Raw genomic sequence first — 17,748 nt, 5'->3', positions numbered from 1 at the left:
CGGCGGCTGACAGATCGGCGCGGTGGGCCTAGGCTGGACGGAGCTTTCATGGGGCAAAAGACATGCGTGTGATGTTGGGCGTGCTGGCGCTGGTCGCGGCCTGCGGCGAAGTCGACATGGAGATCGAGGCCGAGGAGCCACTGGTCATCGGCGAGGAGGCCCCGCTGATGGCCTGGCCGGACCTGACCTCACGCCCGCTGCCAGAGCCGAGCGAAACGCTGCGTTACCGTGAGGGGGATGCTGGCGTCATCGATGTCTGGCTGCCCGAAGGGGAAGGCCCGCACCCTGTCGTCCTGATGATCCACGGCGGTTGCTGGCAGAAGGCGATCGCGGACCGCACACTGATGAATTATGCCGCCGAGGACTTGCGCCAGCGCGGCATGGCGGTCTGGAACATCGAGTATCGCGGCGTTGACGAGGAAGGCGGCGGCTATCCGGGGACGTTTTCCGATGTGGCAGAAGCCGTCGATGCGCTGCGCAACGTGCCTGCCGAATGGTCCCTGGACACGAGCCGTGTCGCCGGCTTCGGGCACTCGGCGGGCGGGCACCTGGTCGCTTGGGCTTCGGCGCGGCCGAACCTGCCGGAAGACAGCCCCCTTCATTCAGGCGATCCCTTCCTGATCGCAAGTGCCGTTGTATCAGGCGGGCTTGCGGATCTCGAACGGTCGGCACCTGTCACGCTGCCGAGCTGTCTTGCCGACGTCATGGACCTTCTCACCGGAGAGCCCTCCCCCGACCGTCCGGATGTTTTTACGGACACGAGCCTTGCGCGCCTTCTCCCTCCGCCCGCGGAACAGGTCAGCGTCAACGCCACTCGCGACAGGATCGCCCCGCCCATCCTCGGCCTCGGCTTCACGGCGGATGTCCGTGATGCGGGCGGCGATGCCCGCTATGTCGAAGTGCCGGGCGGCCATGTGGAGCTGATCGCTCCGGGCACGGAAGCGTGGGAGCGTCAGGTGGAGCTGCTAGAGGAACTGCTGGGCTTCTAGGCCGAGGGCTTGGTTGATGGGTCCTGCAGACTTGCTGCGCAGATTCCGGGATGCCGCTGGCAGGGGCGAAGTCCCCAAGGCCGCGACCCCGGCCATCGACGCCGCCCCGTTGGAAGCGCAACTTGGCGTGAGATGGAAAGCTGGTGCGGGCGGGGGGACTCGAACCCCCACGCCAGAAGGCTACGGATTTTAAGTCCGCTATGTCTACCAATTCCATCACGCCCGCAGGGTCGGGTCATATGGGGCAGCATGGCTGCGTATGGCAACCGGGCCGTTCTACTCCGCAGGCAGGGCGGCAGGCGGGATGAGCGTATCGATGATCTGGTCCAGGAGGTCTGGGGGAATGGGCTTCGGCACCACGAGGTGGTCGGAGAATTTCCGCAAAGTGCTGGCCGCGTCGGTGCTGTAGCCGGTGATGAAGGCGAAGGGCACGCCTCGCCCGGCCAAAACCGATGCCGCGTCGGCGCAGCTTCCGCCCTCGAGAGAGACATCGAGGAGAGCCGCACTCACCTCATGGCGCTCCGCCTGTGCCTTGGCGTCTTCGGGCGTCGCGCAAGGGCCGATGACGGTCATGCCCCGCCGCATCAGTCCTTCGGCCAGGACCTTGGCCTGGATCGGGTCATCCTCGCAGACGAGAACGGCGGGTGTGGTGGTCCCTCTCATGGGAGCAAAGACACCACAAAACCGTCAGCGTTCGCTTAATTACTATTAAGTGATTGCCGTAGCTGGCCTTCTTCGATGCGAGCATCGCCCCCCTGGGCCGCGAAGAGCGCCTTGACCGCGAGAGCGGCCTGCTCTGCTGTCGCGGGATTCTGGGAACGGCAGACGATGACGAGGTCACCGCCCCTGCCCGTCGGACCGGGATAGGAGCCGATCTTCAGCCCCTTGAGCGCTGTCTGGAGATCACGGAGGCCATCGGCAATCGAGCTTTCGCCAAGCTCGCCAATGACGCTGAACGCCGTCTCCTCCGGCCCGGTCGGCAGTCTGTCCTTCACCGCATCGAGCATGGCTTCGAAGATCGCGGGCACGCCCGCCATGACATAGACATTGTCGACCACGAAGCCGGGGGCTCCAGTGATCGCATTGGGGATCAATTCGGCGCCCTCGGGCACACGCGCCATGCGGCGTCGGGCATCGGTGACCTCTTCGCCGCGCTTCGCGTAGTGATGCTTCAGGATCTCCAGCGCGTCCTCGCGCACGGCGATCGGGCGCCCCAATGCCTCCGCCACCGCATCGGCGGTGATGTCGTCATGGGTCGGACCGATCCCACCGGATGTAAAGACGATCTCCGCCTTGTCTTTCAGTTCACGGAGCGAAGACACGATGGCGGGCATCTCGTCGGGGACCACGCGAATCTCGATCAGTTCGAGACCGCGGTCGTGGAGAACGCGCGCGAGGTGGTGGGAATTGGCGTCGCGGGTGCGGCCGCTGAGGAGTTCATCACCGATGAGCAGGCACGCGGCGCGGGGATAGGAGCTTTCTGTCATACGGCCCCGGTAGCGCTATCCGGCGAGCCCGTCTAACCCCTGACCCGTGCAGTTTGACCCACCCCTCGAGCCCGCCCGCCTGATCCGTCGCTACAAGCGCTTCCTCGCCGATGTCGTCCACCCGGATGGTCGCGAAGAGACAGTGCATTGCCCGAACCCCGGCGCGATGCTGGGCGTTGCGCCGGAGGATGCACCCTGCTGGCTCAGCCGTTCGCCGAACAAGAACCGCAAGCTGCCGCTCACGCTGGAGATCGTGGATTGCCCCAGCCCGCCCAGCGGCGGGGTGGTCCCGGTCGGCATCAACACCAACCTGCCCAACCGGCTGGCCGAAGAAGCCATTCGCGCAGGCTTCGTCGATGGCATCGACCCCGAAGGCGACCTTGCGCGGGAGGTCCGTTATGGCGAGGAAAAGTCGCGGATCGACCTCCTCCAGCGAGCGGAACGCGACCGCTACATCGAGGTGAAGAACTGCCACCTCCTGCGGCGCGACGACGGCATCGCCGAGTTCCCGGACTGTGTGACAACCCGCGGGCTCAAGCACCTGCGGGAGCTCGCGCGGATGGTGGACGAAGGACACGATGCCTTTCTCCTCTTCATCGTCCAACGTGGTGACGCGGAAGCCGTGAAAGCCGCAGCGGACCTCGACCCGAAATACGCCGAAGGCCTGAGCTGGGCCGCGCAGCAGGGCGTCCAGATGCGTGCCGTCGTTTGCGACATCGCACCGGGGGCGATCACGCCGCGCGCTGCCGTCCCGGTTGAGGCCTGACACTGGCATTCATCCCGGCCCAACCCTAAATTACATCCTCAGGCGTGGAGGAAGCGCGGATGATCTGGCGCATGATTGGGACGATCGTCGGGCTCGTATTGCTCGTGGTCAGCATTCCGCTGACAATCTCGCCGATCCCGCTCGGGCTGCTGTTGCTCTTCATCTCGATCATCATTCTCGTGGCATCGAACCCGCTTGCCGCGCGCTTCCTGCGCTGGCTCCGGAGGAAGGACCCGCGGGTCGACAGCTTTTTCCGCAATGCCGAGGAGGTCCTGCCTGAAGAGCTGTCCGCGCCTCTCCATGAGACGGACGGAGAGGATGACCGGGAGGACGAGACTGCAACGACCCAGAGGGCCTTGGGCGAGCCGATGCGACGGGTCGATATCCCCAGAAGGCTCCGCTGAGCTTCCCTCAAGGGCCGGAGCAGCCTAAGGCCTCCGTTCCTACCCTGTTCCGAGACAAACCGGAGACGTCATGTCCGCCACCCGCCGGGCCGCGAAAGCCACTTCCTACAGCGCCAAGGATATCGAGGTCCTCGAAGGCCTGGAGCCGGTGCGCAAGCGCCCTGGCATGTATATCGGCGGCACGGACGAGCGGGCACTCCATCACCTCTTCGCCGAGGTCCTCGACAACTCGATGGACGAAGCGGTGGCCGGCCACGCGACACGGATCGAAGTCCACTTGGCTGCGGACGGAACTTTGACGGTTGGCGACAATGGCCGCGGCATTCCTGTCGACAAGCACCCCAAGTTCAAGACCAAGTCCGCCCTCGAAGTCATCATGACCACCCTCCATGCGGGCGGAAAATTCTCGAACAAGGCTTATGCGACCTCCGGCGGCCTGCACGGCGTCGGTATTTCCGTCGTCAATGCGCTGACCGATCAGTTGACTGTGGAAGTTGCTCGGGACCAGCAGCTGTATCGCCAGACCTATTCCAAGGGCATCCCCACCTCGCCGCTCAAGAAGGTCGGCAAGGTCTCGGGCCGCCGCGGGACGCAGGTTTCCTTCCATCCGGACCCGGAGATTTTCGGCAAGAAGCTGAGCTTCAAGCCGGCCCGGATCTTCCGCATGGCGAAGTCGAAAGCCTACCTCTTCGGCGGCGTCGAGATCCGCTGGTCCTGCGACAAGGAACTGCTGTCCGAGGGCGACACGACGCCCGAGAAGGCGACTCTACGTTTTCCCGGCGGGTTGAAGGACTATCTCGGCACGATCATCGGTGAACGTCCGACCATCACCTCGTCCCTGTTTTCCGGAAAGGTCGCCAAGGAAGGCGGCCATGGCACCATCGAATGGGCCATCGCCTGGGGCGCGGCGGGGTTCCAGAGCCCGGCTGGTCAGATGGCGGACGGCTTCACGTCTTCGTACTGCAACACGATCCCGACCCCCGAAGGCGGCACCCATGAGCAGGGTTTCCGGCAGGCTCTGACCCGCGGTCTCAAGGCCTATGCGGAGATGACCGGCAACAAGAAGGCGGCACAGATCACGGCCGAAGACGTGCTCGGCACGGCGGCGGCGGTGCTGTCGGTCTTCGTCTCGAACCCTGAATTCCAGGGGCAAACCAAAGACAAGCTGGCCACTGTCGAGGCGCAGAAACTGACAGACGCGGCGGTGCGCCCCGCCTTCGATCACTGGCTCGCCGACCATCCGAAGGAAGCGGAGAAACTCCTCCAGCACGTCATCGACCAAGCCGAGTCACGGGTTCGTCGGCGTAAGGAAAAAGAGGTCCAGCGGGCTTCCGCGATGAAAAAGCTCCGCCTGCCCGGCAAGCTTGCCGACTGCACGGCGAAGGACCGAACGGGTACGGAAATTTTCCTCGTTGAGGGTGATTCCGCAGGCGGCTCGGCGAAGCAGGCTCGCAACCGCGAGACGCAAGCCATCCTCCCCTTGCGCGGCAAGATCCTGAACGTCGCAAGCTCCACCCGCGACAAGATCATGGCCAATCAGGAAGTGATGGACATCGCGCTTGCCCTGGGCGTGGGCCTCGGCGGCAAGTTCGATCTCGACGACCTTCGCTATGACAAGGTCATCATCATGACCGATGCCGACGTCGACGGCGCGCATATCGCAGCGCTTCTGATGACCCTGTTTTTCACGGAGATGCCGGATCTCGTCCGCGCTGGCAGGCTCTACCTCGCCCAGCCGCCGCTCTACCGCCTCAGCCACAAGGGCAAGACGGTCTACGCCCTCGACGATGCTCAGCGTGAAGAACTTCGGGCGAAGGAGTTCCCGGCCAACGCCAAGGTCGATATCGGCCGCTTCAAGGGCCTCGGCGAAATGAATGCCAGTGACCTGAAAGAAACCACGATGAACCCCGCCACCCGCCAGCTCGCGCGGGTGAAGTTGCCACCCGATGGTGACGCTGCGTCAGATCTCTTCGGTCGCCTCATGGGCAAGAAAGCCGAGCCGCGCTTCCAGTTCATCCAGGAAAACGCAGCCTTTGCGCAGGAAGTCCTCGACGTCTGAGCAATGAAAAACGGGCCTCAAGGGGCCCGTTTCCATAGTTACTCCGTGAGCAAATTTTATGCGCTCTGCTTGCGGCGCTTGAAGCCAAGCGCACCAAGGCCGGTGAGAAGCAGCAGCCCTGCTGCGGGGACCGGGTTTTCGTAGGTCTGGACTGATGAGATGCGAAGATCGTCCATCGCCACCGCGGATTCCATCCAGACATATGGCGCGCGCCAGATCTGATTCAGCACCAGATTGCCGCCCGATGAGAATTTGAAGGAATCGCCGATCAAGGAGAAACTGTAGTCCTTAAAGTGTCCCGCCCAAAGATCAGAGATCGTGAAGGATCCAGTCTCGACACCGTTCGCGTAGGCTGTAATCGTGAAGAGGAGTCCTTGCGTCGGATAGCGTTTTGCAAACTCGCCTCCGGAAAAATGAAGGAGGCTGCCATCTATCGAGCGAATTGTAGCGTCAGGCAACGTTGTATCGTTAGGATCACCATTATGGACAAAGGCGTACTGGTCTGCCGAACCATTCGCTTTGCCAAACAGGAAACCGCGGTTCTGGTCTGACCAGTCAATGCCTTGGTAGTTAGCTCCGACAGAGCTCCAAACGACCCCGTCATCGAAATCGATCACAGCAGCTTGCGCGCCGGTGACTGCAAACAGGGACGCCGCTGCGGCGGTGAGAAGCTTTTTCATGTTAACCCCCGTGAGGTAAGAATTCGGTTCCCGACCATTCAGTGCACGCCCCATACCAGTCAACAACGTAACCAAGCATGGTTGATGGCCGACGCCGCAGATCGGGCGGGTGTTGACCATGAACCGTTCCGGCATGAAGCTGGTGTTAACCATTGAACCTCTGAATTCTCCTCGCAAATTCAGTGCATTAATCTTCGATCCCCAATACACGATTGAGAAGGAAGGATTTTTCCTCAGCCGTTGCGTCTCCATTACACGTTTCCGTCAACCTGGCGTTTTCTGACAGCTGCTTCGATCAAGGAAGGAATGCTTGCATTCGATACGGGAAGAACGACTCGTATGTTCGCCTGTCGAATGTTCTGGCCTTAACCAGGACGTATCGAGTCGGGCCACTGACCTACCTCGCGCGCATGGTTAATCCCGTAGAGGCAACACGCCGCGCATGAGAGGGTGACGGCAAGGGGTGCACGCGCCTAAATGTGCCCCATGAAAGAACAAGAGAGCCCGACCGAGCGCTTCAAGCGCGTGCTCGCCCAGGCGACGCGGGCCATTTCCGCCGAGCCCGAGGCTGACGTGAAGTTTGGCGGCGACCGTCCGGTTGTCGATGGCTCGGAGGCGCGCCTGCCGCTTCCGCCACGCAAGCTGGACCGGAAGAAAGTCTCCATCAGCCGCGGCCATGCCGACGCTGCCGCGCTCAAACTCGCCCATCATGACGAAGCGCTGCACCAAAAGCTCCAGCCGGATAACCCGGAGGGTCGTGTGCTCTTCGCGGCTCTCGAAGACCTCCGCTGCGAGGCCCTCGGCGCGAATGCGATGGAGGGTATCGGGCGCAATCTCGACGCGGCGTTGGAGCGGGCCCTCGACGAGAAAGGCTACCGCCGGATGGAAGACCGGCAGGACGTTCCGGTCACCGATATCATCCAGCTTCTTGCGCGGGAGCGGATGACCGGGCGACCAGTTCCTCAGTCTGCGGAGAAACTTGTCGAGCTTTGGCGCGAGGAGATCGAGAATACCTGCGGCGACGCCCTTGATGCGCTGGTCGCCCGGGACACCCACATCGATCAGGAAGCCTTCTCGAAGCTCGCCCGCGAGATCATCGAAGCCATCGATCTTGGTGACAAGACCGGTGACGAGGAAACACGGGAAGACGACCAGGACGCCCCGCCTGACGAAGGCGAACAGCCGGAGGTCGACGGGCAGGACGAGGACGAGAACCAGGCCCCTGAAGGCGATAGCGAGCCCGAAGACCAGACGCCGGACTTTGGCGAGGCCAATGATGGCGAAGCCGACATGCCGGATGATCCGACCCAGATCGACGAAGGCGATCCACGCGACGAGGCAGGCGACGAGGCGCCGATCCTGCGCCGGGAAACACTCGGTGACTCAGGCGAAATCTATCGTCCTTACACGACAGAATATGACCAGATCGCCCATGCCCACGAGCTCTGCCTTCCCGATGAGCTGGTCCGGCTTCGCAAACAGCTCGATGGCCAGCTCGAAAACCTGCATGCCGTCGTCGCGCGGCTGGCCAACCGCCTGCACCGTCGCCTGCTGGCGCAACAGAACCGCGCATGGCAGTTTGATCTTGATGAGGGGGTCCTCGATGCAGCCCGGCTTTCGCGGGTGGTCATCGACCCATTCCAGCCGCTTTCGTTCAAGCAGGAGACCGAGCAGGAGTTTCGCGACACGACGGTCACGCTCCTGATCGACAATTCGGGATCGATGCGCGGCAGGCCGATCACCGTTGCAGCCATCTGCGCTGACATTCTCGCGCGAACTCTGGAGCGTTGCGGCGTGAAGGTCGAGATCCTCGGCTTCACGACGAAGGCCTGGAAAGGCGGCCAGTCGCGGGAGAAGTGGGTCCGCGATGGTCGGCCAAAGCATCCCGGTCGTCTGAATGACCTCCGGCACATCATCTACAAGCCCGCCGGCGTTCCCTGGCGCAGGAGCAGGGAGAATCTCGGCCTGATGCTCAAGGAAGGTCTCCTGAAGGAGAATATCGACGGCGAAGCCCTGCTCTGGGCCCATGACCGGCTGATCGCCCGACCCGAGCAGCGGCGTATCCTGATGGTGATTTCCGATGGTGCACCGGTCGATGACACGACATCATCTGCCAACGGAGGAAGTTATCTCGAACGACACCTTCGGGAGGTTATCGCAATGATCGAGAACCGCTCGCCCGTGGAACTGCTGGCGATCGGTATTGGTCACGACGTCACCCGGTTCTACCGCCGCGCCATCACAATCACCGACGTCGACCAGCTTGGCGGCGCGATGACCGAGCAGCTCGCGGCGCTGTTCGAAGACGAGACCCAGGCGCCCGTGGCGAGAAGGCGCCGCGCGTGATCGGCCTTTTCGCGGCAGCGTTTTTTGCTTTATCGCCCGGCGAGCCGATCGAGATCGACGTCCGGTTCGAGCGTTTCTCTGGCTTGCGCCCTGCCGGCCGCGAGATCGGCTGCATGACCATGACATCAGGGACGACGGCCTACGGACCGCCGCAATTCGGTGGCTATTCCGGCATCGATCTCGATACGGAGAACAAGCGGGCCGTGTTCCTGAGTGACCGTGGCCAGCTCTGGTTCGCCGATGTCGTTATCGGTGAGCACGGGAAGCTGCAGCTCCTCAGCAACCATGTGATCCGCTACTTCCAGCGCGACAAGTTAGCGCCAGGCGGCGGCAAGGACACCGAAGCGCTCGTTCCTTACAAGGATGGCTGGCTCATCACGCGGGAGCGGGACAATGACGCAGTCTATGCAGAGGTGCTCGGTCGCGAGATGAATGTCCTGTCCTCGGAAGTCGACCTGTCCTTCGTCCGCGGTCTCTCCCGCAATACCGGGTTCGAGGCTGCCGCGCGGGTGTCGGATGATGAGGTCGTCTTCATCTCCGAATGCAAAATCGGCGGCAGTCGCGCTCCGATCGTCCTGTGGGATGGAGACGAGCCGACGCTTGCCGGCTATTACCGGACGGAGAGAGATTTCGCGGTAACGGACGCGACAGCTGATCCGGATACGGATCGGCTTTTCGTGCTCGAGCGTGCCTACGACCGGTTCCATGGCCCACGGGCGAAGGTGAAGGTGCTGCGGATTTCCGATCTCCGGTCCCTTGATGGTGGCGATGTGAGGGCGAGGAATCTCGGTCGTCTCAATGTCCTCGACGGGGCGGATAACATGGAGGGGATCGCGTTCTACCGATCGGCAGACGGCGGCGAGAACCTGCTCCTGGTCTCCGACGACAATTTCAATCCCGTCCAGCGCACCGTGCTGATGACCCTCAGGCTGTCTGGAAGCTGCGCGCTGTCACCCGCCCAGGCCGGGGACGGGGCGGATGAGGCGGCGGAGCGGGCCGTAGAAGAGAAGGAAGACGGCTGAAATCAGGGTGGTCAGGAACAGACTCACCGCCATCCACCAGCCCCAGGGAGCACCTGTGCCCGCGAAGGCTCCGGGGAAGTAGATCGCCGCCTGAACCGCAAACCCCAGGGCGGAGCCGAAAAACGGCGCGCGCCACCACGCACCACCGCGGAGCAGGTCGTAGACCGTCACGGCCACAAGCTGGCCGACAAACCAAGAACCGATGAGCGATCCGACGAACCGCGCACTGGGGAAGTCTTCGCTGTCCAGCTCTGGCGCGAGGTCGACGATCAGCATGGTGAGGAAGACGATGGTTAACACCCAAGACAGCATGATGACGCGTCCGGTGAGCTGGCTGCCCCAACGCCGGGTCATCAGCAGGACCGCGAGGAGGACCATCATCAGGTACCCCTCCCCTTGGCTCATGAAGCGGGAGGCAGCAAGCCCGTCCTCAGGGGTCAGCCTGTCGAACATCGACAGGGGCAGGTCGAGCGTGACGACACCCATGAGCTGGAACGGCACAAGCAAAAGCGCCAGCCCGACGAGGCGGGCCAGCGCGGCAAGCGACTGTTTCAGCAGTTTGATCGCACGTTCACGACCGGTGAGCTCACGGTCGTAGAACCGCTCCACCACCATGGTGTCAGCCAGGTCAGCTGACCCCGTATCGAACGGCTTGTGATCGGCCGTCATCCGCACCCCCAAAGGCGCTGTCGACGGACAGGACGCCTACGCTTAAGCCGAGGCCGCCGCGATGTCCTTCTTCACCTTGCGGGCGCGGTCGGACAGCACATCGTCCTTCGCCTTCAGAAGGAAAGCGTCGAGACCGCCAATGTGGTCAACCGAACGCAGCGCGTGAGCACTGATACGGAATTTGAATTGGCGGCCAAGGCGCTCGCTCGTCAGTGTGACGTTGCACAGATTCGGCAGGAAGCGGCGCTTGGTTTTGTTCTGGGCGTGGGAGACGTTGTTGCCCACCATCGGCTTTTTGCCGGTGAACTCGCAAACGCGGGACATGGATGACCTCGAGCAAAAGTAGAGAAATCGGAAGGAGCGCGCCTAGCGGCGACCCCGGCCCCCGTCAAGCGTTACAAAGCCGTGGGAACCGTTCAGTCTCGCTTTCAGCGAACCATTTAGATTGTTACGCATTCACCTGTAGGGGGCCCGGAGCCTCTGTTGCTCTTGGGTAAGAATATGGTCCGTCTCGTGGCTTCCACGCTTGCTTTGGTTCCTGTTGCTTTTGGCGTCTCCTTCGCGAGCGATACGGGTCCCTACCCGGACTATGGCACCCCGGCCTGGACGGCGCTCTTCGCAGTGGATCCCAAGCCTGAACCCCTTGGGGAAGCGCCGTTCGATATCGGCGATGACGGCGTCACCTATTCCACCACCCTCAAGGGCGAGCTGGCTGGCCTCGATATCGGCCGGGTCTTCCTTGACGTGACGGTCACGGAGAAAGGCTACCGGGTCGACTACAAGATGGAGCAGCGGGGAATTGCCCGCTGGTTCTCCGACGGCGAGGCAACGGCCGTGGCCTCGGGCCTGTTCGGCGAGGATGGCGAGATCGTCTCCACCTATTATTACAATCACGACTATGACGGAGACGACGACCAGCAGCGCACTGAGATCTACCGGGCGCCGGGCGAGCGCCGTTACCGCCTGTGGTCCCTGCCCGAGTACAATTTCCGCGAGCCGGTTCCCGAGGAGCTGGCCGAGGGTGCCGTCGACCCCCTCGCCGCCCTCGTGGCCCTCACTTTCACGCCGGTCGCCCCCGGCGAAGAACCCTGCGACCGCCTCGTTCCTGTCCTCGATGGGCGCCGCCGTTTCGACCTGGTGATGAAGCCCGATGGCAAGGAGTACGTGAAGAAGAACGGCTCCGGCCGCTTCAAGGGCGACGCTTACAAGTGCCGCCTGACGCAGGAGAAGATCGCCGGCTACAAGGAAAAGAACCGCGGCGACATCGAGGGCGAAATCTGGGTCTACATGGCCGAAGTACCGGAAGCGTTGCAGAGCGAGACGTTGAAATACGTCCCGGTGAAGATCGTCGCCCGGTCGGGGCTGATCGGGGCATCGCTCCAGGCGAAACGTCCAAAGCTGATCGAGGCCGATGGCGAGGTGACGAACCTCTAGGGGTAGCTCCTTTCGTTCGGGTCGGTGAGCGGAACCTCACTCCGCCCCTTTCCGTCATTCCGGCGCGGGCGGGGCTCGCGCCTGGAAGCCATGGGCAGCGCTTTTCGGGTGCCGGGCTCGCTCTTTGAGCGCCCCGGGATCACTGCAGCACCGAGAGCCGCCCGTAGGTGGTCGTGGTTTTCGTCTGTCCTATCGCTTCGCTGTTTGAGGACCTTTTCGTCTGTCCTATCGCTTCGCTGCTTGAGGACAGAGGAGATCAGGTAACGGAGCGGACGGTAGGGCTCGCTTCCAGTATAATCTGTATGCGGGCCTTTCGCCTCCGCTCCCGGTGTTTTTCTGCGAGGGGCCCACAGAGCACTTTGAGCCCTCGTCCAGCGCCCAAGGGTTGTCATCCGTAGCGTCGAGGAACACCGCCCCGCTGCCAATCCGTGACGAACCCGGATTGTCCTGAATAGCAGCAGGGACGGACAGGATACGCTGGCTGGAGCGCGCGGGGATTTCTTTTCTGACGCTCCCCACGACCGGACCGTGGGAAGCGCCTGATGGGCGGTGCTCAGGGTACCATTCCGGGACGCTCGTCGTGCGAGCCCGGGAACCGACGCCGGCACTGTCTTGGTTCCGGGCTCGGGCCTTGCCCGCCCCGGAATGACAGTGGAGCTGGGATCTATCGGCGGAGGCTGGCGGCTGTGAGGGCCTGCCCTGCTCCATCAAGTTCGCCCTGCATGGCGACGATCGGGTCAGTGGGCTGCAGGTCCTTCCTTAGCTGGAAGTGAAGCTGCGGGCGGTCAACGCTGCCGGAGCGCCCGACCTTGGCGATGACCTGACCCTGACGGACGTAATCGCCCTTCCTGACGAGGATCGCGTCGGTGTGGGCATAGGCCGACACCCAGCCATTGTCGTGCTTGACGAGAAGCAGGTTGCCATAACCGTCGAGCTCGGAGCCGCGATAGACGACCTCGCCATCGGCGGTGGCACGCACGGGCGCGCCGATCGGCGCTGCGATGTTGATGCCGTCGCTGCGGGTGCCCGAAGCGGTCTTGTCACCGAAGTCCATCAGCACAGGGCCGCGGACGGGCCACGCGAAGGGGCTGTTCGAGCCCAGCTCCGGCAGGCGGCGGGGCGACATCGTCTCCTCGATCACCTTGGCGTTGAGCTGGCGTTGGTCAGGCGTGCGGCGACGAATGTCGCTGCCAGCAATGATCGGCTGGGTCGCGCGGCCAGGCGCGGGCGCTGCGGCACCGGGCACGACGAGACGCTGGCCGACCGAAATCGTGTAGGGCTGGCGCAGGTTGTTGGCGGCAGCGAAGTCGGTGACCGACATGCCGAAACGGCGCGACAAACTGTAGACCGTGTCGCCCTGACGGACCTCATAAACCGAATCGAGGGCGAAGCGGCCTTCGCGCGGCTTGGTGCGCGGCGTTTGGACATTGGCGATCGGACGGCGGTCGATGCCGACCGTCTGGGTCCGCGGCAGTGCTTCGGCCTGCCCCTGCGGTATGTACACAAGCTGGCCGATCTGAAGCTCGTAGGGAGCCGCCATGCGATTCTTGGCGATGATCGAAGCCGGAGGGACGTCATAGAGGCGACCAAGGGCGTAGACCGTATCACCAGCCTGGACGATATGCTCGATCTCCCCCACGGGGGCCGGCGCGTCTTCATCAGCATAGCTCAGGGCCTGCGGCGCCTCACCGGCATAACCGGGATCGGTGCCATAGCGAACGGGCACCTGGCTCTCCGCATGCGCCGCATCGAACAGCACGGCAACACCTGCCGCAGCCACGAGGGCGAAGCTGGAAACAGGAAGGAAAAGGTTCTTGCGCGCGGTAGGCATAGTGGGCTCTCCGGGTCTGCCGGTTAGGAGACCCCTAACGAATGCGCCTGCTACGCTTAACAAACGGCTAATCCCCCGTCCCAGATCGTTTCCTTTTGGGACAGGGCGCAGTCTGTGCCATTGAAGATGCATGAGTCTTCCCACTGACAAGGATCTCGTCGCTTATGTCGAGCGCGAGAATGCCGAACGCAAAACCCCCGTCACCCGTCGCGACATCGCCCGCGCCTTTGGCGTGAAAGGCGCGGAGCGCGCGGAGCTGCGGCGCGCCCTGAAGCGGCTGGAGGATGAGGGCAAGCTCTCCCTCGACGGCAAACGGGCGAAGCGGCCAGGGCAATTGCCGCCGGTCACGGTGCTGGTCGTCACGGGGATGGATGACGAGGGCGACCTCACCTGCTCCCTGACGAAGGACGAAGCAGAGACGAAGGTCGTGCTGCCGTCTAAGGAAGCGGGCCGGGTGAAGCCTGCCATCGGCGTCGGGGACCGGTTTCTCGGCAAGCTTCGGAAAGATGGCGACCGGGTTGTCGCCTCGGTGCTCAAGCCCCTGGGCAAGCCGCAGGGACGTATGCTGGGCGTCTTCCGCGAAGAGCGCGAAGGCGGGACGGTGGAGCCTGTCAGCCGCAAGTCGAAGAGCTTCTTCCGTATCGAGAAGAACGAGACGCTTGGTGCGAAGGACGGCGACCTGGTCTGGGCAGAGCCGAAGCCGCAGCGGGGCTACGGCCCGCAAAAGGGGCGGATCACGGAGGTGATAGGCTCGGTCGAGGAGCAGAAGAACCTCTCGCTCATCGCCCTTGCCGAGCAGGACATTCCGCTGGAATTCCCGCCGCAGGTCCTTCGTGAGGCCGAGGCCCTGAAGATGGAGCCCTCGGAGCATCACATCGACCTGACGGACCGGCCCCTGATGACCATCGACCCGGCCGCCGCGCGGGACCACGACGATGCGGTGCATGCGGAGAAGCTGGAGGATGGGGGCTTCCGCCTGACCGTGGCGATTGCCGATGTCAGCTACTTCGTCCGTCCGGGGAGCGCCCTCGACAAGGAAGCGGAGAAACGCGGCAACTCGGTCTACCTGCCCGACCGGGTGGTGCCGATGCTGCCGGAGAGGCTGTCGAACGACCTCTGCTCACTGAAGGAAGGCCAAGTTCGGCTGGCGTTGTGCTGCGAGATCGAGATCGACAAATCGGGCTCGAAGCGGAAGCATCGGTTTTTCCGTGCACAGATTAAGAATCACAGGAACCTCGCCTATGAGGAGGCTCAGGCGATTGAGGACGGAACCGAGGATGGCCCGGCCGAAGTGAAGACGCTCTTCGAAGCGTACCGCGCGCTGGTGGTGGCGCGGGAGCGCAGGAAGCCGCTCGATCTCGACATCCCCGAGCGGCGGATCGAAACCGACGGGAGCGGCAATGTCACCGGCGTCACGCGCAAGGAGCGGATGGATGCGCACCGGCTGATCGAGGAGTTCATGGTCCTGGCGAATGTCTGCGCGGCGGAGACGCTGCAGGAGCATGACCGAACAGCGATCTACCGTGTGCATGACCGTCCGGACCCGGAGCGGCTGGATGGCCTGCGGCAATACCTTGCGCCGCTGGGCTACACCCTACCCCGCGCGGACGAGGTGCGGGCATCGAACCTGAACGGCATTCTCGCCAAGGCGCGCAAGCAGGACGAGATGGACATCATCGCGATGTCGGTCCTGCGGTCGCAGAGCCAGGCGATCTATGACACCGAGAATATCGGGCATTTCGGCCTGTCGCTGAAGCGCTATGCCCACTTCACGTCGCCTATTCGTCGGTATGCGGACCTGACGGTACATAGGGCGATCGTCCGGGCCCTCGGCCTTGGTCCGGGGGCGGAGCGGCCCGAAGACGAGAACAGGCTCGACAGCGTGGCCGAAGGGATCTCGCAGCGCGAGCGGGCCGCCGTGCAGGCCGAGCGAGATACCGAGGCGCGGATGCTTGCAAGCTTCCTGCAGGAACGCACCGGCGCGACGTTCTCCGCCAGGATCAGTGGCGTGACCCGTGTCGGCCTGTTCGTCACGCTCGACGAGACCGGTGCGGATGGTTTCATCCCTGCACGGACATTAGGATGGGAACGGTTCGAGTTTGACGAGACACGCAACGCCCTCGTCTCCGAGCGCAATGGTAGCGCCTACACGATGGGAATGCCTGTCAAGGTGCGGCTTCTGGAAGTGACGCCGGTCCAGGGCGGGCTGCTTTTCGAGATGCTGACCAAGCCGCGGCCTGCCGAGGAGCTGAAAGAGCGGAAAAAGGCTTCGCCGAAGAAGGCGGAGAAGAAGAAGACGAAGAAGGAAGCGGACAGGAAGGACGCAAAGCCCCCTTCCCGGCATGAGAAGGCCAAGCGCGCGGCGTCACGCGCGAAGAACAGGAAAAAAGGCGACGCACCGACATCCAATGCGCCGCCCCTGAGCTTCAAGCGGAAACCGAAGAAGAAGAATCGATAGTCCGCCTACTGCGGGAAGATCCCGTCAAATTTGCTATGCCCGACTTCCCGGCTCCAGAGTTCGGGCCGCTCGAGAACATCGTCGAGGAGATCCTGCATCTCGGAGTCGAACTGGCTTTCGCCGGGCTCGGTCAGCGAGACCGACTGGACGTTGCTGCCCATCGGGAAGTTCCGTTGCTGCCAGCGGCCGACGGTGTTGGCGAAGACCTGGAGGTCGATGAGGAACGAGCCTGCTATCAGCCCGTAATCTGCGATGAGGTAACGGCTGATAGCGGTGGAGCCGTTCGGCAGACGCACGGCTTTCGAACCGGGGACGAAAGAATTGTAGGCGTTGATCTGATCCGCCGTTCCGGAATCCGGCACGATCGACAGCATGAAGAGTCCTGCGCAGTCCGGATTGCAGACCCGCGGACGCAGGATGACAGTCATGCTCGGCGTGGTGATGGCGAGCGCTTCGCCGCTCTCCAGCGTCACGGTCTCGGGGCGCAAGCCCATCTGCTGAAGGACCGGAACCAGCGTCGCGCGATCCACATTTGGCAGCTTGGTGCTGGCCAGCGGTTCGGGGATTTGCGCCTGCGCCGAGGTCGCAAGAAGTGCCGCGGTTGCCGCGGCGATGAAAGTCCTGATCATGGTGCCCTCCCAGATGAAGCCGAAGGTTATGGTTCATGCGGACGCACGGCAACCGCGACCGTCACTCAACCTATTGGTTGACTTTTTGGAGTGGCCGATATACTCAACCCTATGGTTGAGCAATTAAACGATCTTGATGCCACTTTTGGCGCCCTCAGTGATCCGTCCCGGCGGGCGATGCTGGCCGAGCTGACCCTCGGGGAGCGCAGCGTCAGTGACCTTGCCGCCCCGCTCTCGATGAGCCTCGCAGGCGCATCGAAACATGTGCAGGTCCTTGAACGGGCGGGTCTGGTGCGCAGGCGCAAGCACGGCCGCCAGCAAATGATCGCCCTCGATGCGGCCCGGCTGAAGCGGGCGCATGACTGGCTCGACAAGTACCGCGTTTTCTGGAGCAGCGCTCACTATGCCCTCGAGCAGGCGCTCAAGGAGGAGAAGAGCGATGAGCACGGACGTTCAGCTTGAGGAAGACCAGCTCGAAATCCGGCGCCGACTGCCTGCCCTGCCTGAACGGGTGTGGGAATACCTGACTGACCCTGCGCTGCGGAAGCGATGGTTCTGTGCAGGCGAGACAGGAAACGAGGTCGGCGGCACCGTCGTGTTTGACTTCGACCATAGCAGAATTTCCGCTTCCCCTCCGCCGAAGACGGTGGGATGCGGTGATCCGATCACCTTTGAAGGCACGATCACGGCCTATGACCCGCCGCGCCTCCTGGCCTTCAGCTGGCCGGAAGAAAGCGGTGCTTCAACCCACGTGACGATCACCCTGACGCCGGATGGCGACGGGACCGTCCTGCATCTCCTCCACACCAGGCTCGTGCGTGACGAGCATCGTTGGGGCGCGGCCGCAGGGTGGCACGCCCATCTCGACCTGCTGGTCGACCTGGTGAGTGGTTGCGAGGCGCGCGACTTCTGGGTCCACTACGCCCCGCTCGAAGAGATGTACTGGAAGCGGGTGGGCGGTTGATCCGCCCTGC

The 17,748-nt window shown here is 63.3% G+C and carries 17 protein-coding genes and 1 tRNA gene; 10 read left to right on the top strand and 8 right to left on the bottom strand.

Annotation, left to right across the window (positions count from 1 at the left end; genetic code table 11):
- The first annotated feature begins 62 nt into the window (after positions 1-62).
- Positions 63-989: an alpha/beta hydrolase family protein gene (locus IE053_RS02875; RefSeq protein ID WP_189571465.1), complete on the top strand. Its 927-nt coding sequence runs from the start codon at positions 63-65 to the stop codon at positions 987-989.
- 141 nt (positions 990-1,130) lie between these two features.
- Here the strand turns inward: IE053_RS02875 and IE053_RS02870 are convergent.
- The 3 genes from IE053_RS02870 to IE053_RS02860 all read right to left on the bottom strand — a co-directional run bounded on the left by IE053_RS02870 (position 1,131) and on the right by IE053_RS02860 (position 2,476).
- Positions 1,131-1,215 (bottom strand) — tRNA-Leu (locus IE053_RS02870).
- A gap of 50 nt (positions 1,216-1,265) precedes the next feature.
- Entirely contained in the window at positions 1,266-1,652 is a 387-nt protein-coding gene (locus tag IE053_RS02865) for a response regulator (protein ID WP_189571461.1), read from the bottom strand.
- A 35-nt stretch (positions 1,653-1,687) separates the two neighbouring features.
- Complete coding sequence (locus IE053_RS02860) at positions 1,688-2,476, bottom strand: competence/damage-inducible protein A (protein WP_189571458.1); 789 nt, start codon at positions 2,474-2,476, stop codon at positions 1,688-1,690.
- A gap of 46 nt (positions 2,477-2,522) precedes the next feature.
- On the opposite strand from IE053_RS02860, the gene sfsA reads away from it, so the two are divergent.
- From sfsA to parE, 3 genes are all read left to right on the top strand, one after another.
- Positions 2,523-3,242, top strand: coding sequence for a DNA/RNA nuclease SfsA (gene sfsA / locus IE053_RS02855; RefSeq protein WP_189571455.1), 720 nt, complete (start codon positions 2,523-2,525; stop codon positions 3,240-3,242).
- A 59-nt stretch (positions 3,243-3,301) separates the two neighbouring features.
- A complete protein-coding gene (locus IE053_RS02850; protein ID WP_189571452.1) occupies positions 3,302-3,646 on the top strand; it encodes a hypothetical protein in 345 nt (114 codons plus the stop codon).
- Positions 3,647-3,716: 70 nt separating this feature from the next.
- Positions 3,717-5,705: a DNA topoisomerase IV subunit B gene (gene parE, locus IE053_RS02845; RefSeq protein WP_189571449.1), complete on the top strand. Its 1,989-nt coding sequence runs from the start codon at positions 3,717-3,719 to the stop codon at positions 5,703-5,705.
- A gap of 56 nt (positions 5,706-5,761) precedes the next feature.
- On the opposite strand, the gene IE053_RS02840 is transcribed toward parE, so the two are convergent.
- Entirely contained in the window at positions 5,762-6,637 is an 876-nt protein-coding gene (locus tag IE053_RS02840) for a VPLPA-CTERM sorting domain-containing protein (protein ID WP_189571446.1), read from the bottom strand.
- 234 nt (positions 6,638-6,871) lie between these two features.
- Between IE053_RS02840 and cobT the strand changes: the two genes are divergently transcribed.
- Both cobT and IE053_RS02830 read left to right on the top strand, forming a co-directional pair.
- The gene (gene cobT, locus IE053_RS02835) at positions 6,872-8,731 is read left to right on the top strand and encodes a cobaltochelatase subunit CobT (protein WP_229786030.1); all 1,860 of its coding nucleotides are present in this window, start codon (positions 6,872-6,874) and stop codon (positions 8,729-8,731) included.
- Positions 8,728-9,753, top strand: coding sequence for an esterase-like activity of phytase family protein (locus IE053_RS02830; RefSeq protein WP_189571429.1), 1,026 nt, complete (start codon positions 8,728-8,730; stop codon positions 9,751-9,753). The genes cobT and IE053_RS02830 overlap by 4 nt, the downstream gene beginning before the upstream one ends.
- On the opposite strand, the gene IE053_RS02825 is transcribed toward IE053_RS02830, so the two are convergent.
- Positions 9,682-10,422: a VUT family protein gene (locus IE053_RS02825; RefSeq protein WP_189571426.1), complete on the bottom strand. Its 741-nt coding sequence runs from the start codon at positions 10,420-10,422 to the stop codon at positions 9,682-9,684. The genes IE053_RS02830 and IE053_RS02825 overlap by 72 nt on opposite strands.
- A gap of 42 nt (positions 10,423-10,464) precedes the next feature.
- Positions 10,465-10,746 carry a 50S ribosomal protein L28 gene (rpmB, locus tag IE053_RS02820; protein ID WP_189571423.1) on the bottom strand — a complete coding sequence of 94 codons (282 nt, stop codon included), beginning with the start codon at positions 10,744-10,746 and terminating at the stop codon, positions 10,465-10,467.
- 177 nt (positions 10,747-10,923) lie between these two features.
- On the opposite strand from rpmB, the gene IE053_RS02815 reads away from it, so the two are divergent.
- Complete coding sequence (locus IE053_RS02815; protein WP_189571420.1) at positions 10,924-11,856, top strand: DUF3108 domain-containing protein; 933 nt, start codon at positions 10,924-10,926, stop codon at positions 11,854-11,856.
- Positions 11,857-12,520: 664 nt separating this feature from the next.
- Here the strand turns inward: IE053_RS02815 and IE053_RS02810 are convergent.
- A complete protein-coding gene (locus IE053_RS02810; protein ID WP_189571416.1) occupies positions 12,521-13,687 on the bottom strand; it encodes a LysM peptidoglycan-binding domain-containing M23 family metallopeptidase in 1,167 nt (388 codons plus the stop codon).
- A gap of 130 nt (positions 13,688-13,817) precedes the next feature.
- Here IE053_RS02810 and rnr point away from each other — a divergent pair, with 130 nt between their 5' ends.
- Positions 13,818-16,145, top strand: coding sequence for a ribonuclease R (rnr, locus tag IE053_RS02805; RefSeq protein ID WP_189571413.1), 2,328 nt, complete (start codon positions 13,818-13,820; stop codon positions 16,143-16,145).
- A 5-nt stretch (positions 16,146-16,150) separates the two neighbouring features.
- On the opposite strand, the gene IE053_RS02800 is transcribed toward rnr, so the two are convergent.
- Positions 16,151-16,774, bottom strand: a complete 624-nt coding sequence (locus IE053_RS02800) for a hypothetical protein (RefSeq protein ID WP_189571410.1) — start codon at positions 16,772-16,774, stop codon at positions 16,151-16,153.
- A gap of 111 nt (positions 16,775-16,885) precedes the next feature.
- Here IE053_RS02800 and IE053_RS02795 point away from each other — a divergent pair, with 111 nt between their 5' ends.
- A complete protein-coding gene (locus tag IE053_RS02795) occupies positions 16,886-17,236 on the top strand; it encodes an ArsR/SmtB family transcription factor (RefSeq protein WP_189571407.1) in 351 nt (116 codons plus the stop codon).
- A complete protein-coding gene (locus tag IE053_RS02790; protein WP_189571404.1) occupies positions 17,214-17,738 on the top strand; it encodes an SRPBCC family protein in 525 nt (174 codons plus the stop codon). The genes IE053_RS02795 and IE053_RS02790 overlap by 23 nt, the downstream gene beginning before the upstream one ends.
- Positions 17,739-17,748 lie beyond the last annotated feature (10 nt).

It is taken from the genome of Parvularcula lutaonensis (assembly GCF_014651915.1).
GTDB classification, from domain to species: domain Bacteria; phylum Pseudomonadota; class Alphaproteobacteria; order Caulobacterales; family Parvularculaceae; genus Parvularcula; species Parvularcula lutaonensis.
Note: the sequence above shows the minus strand (reverse complement) of the source record. Positions and strands in the feature narration are given on the sequence as shown.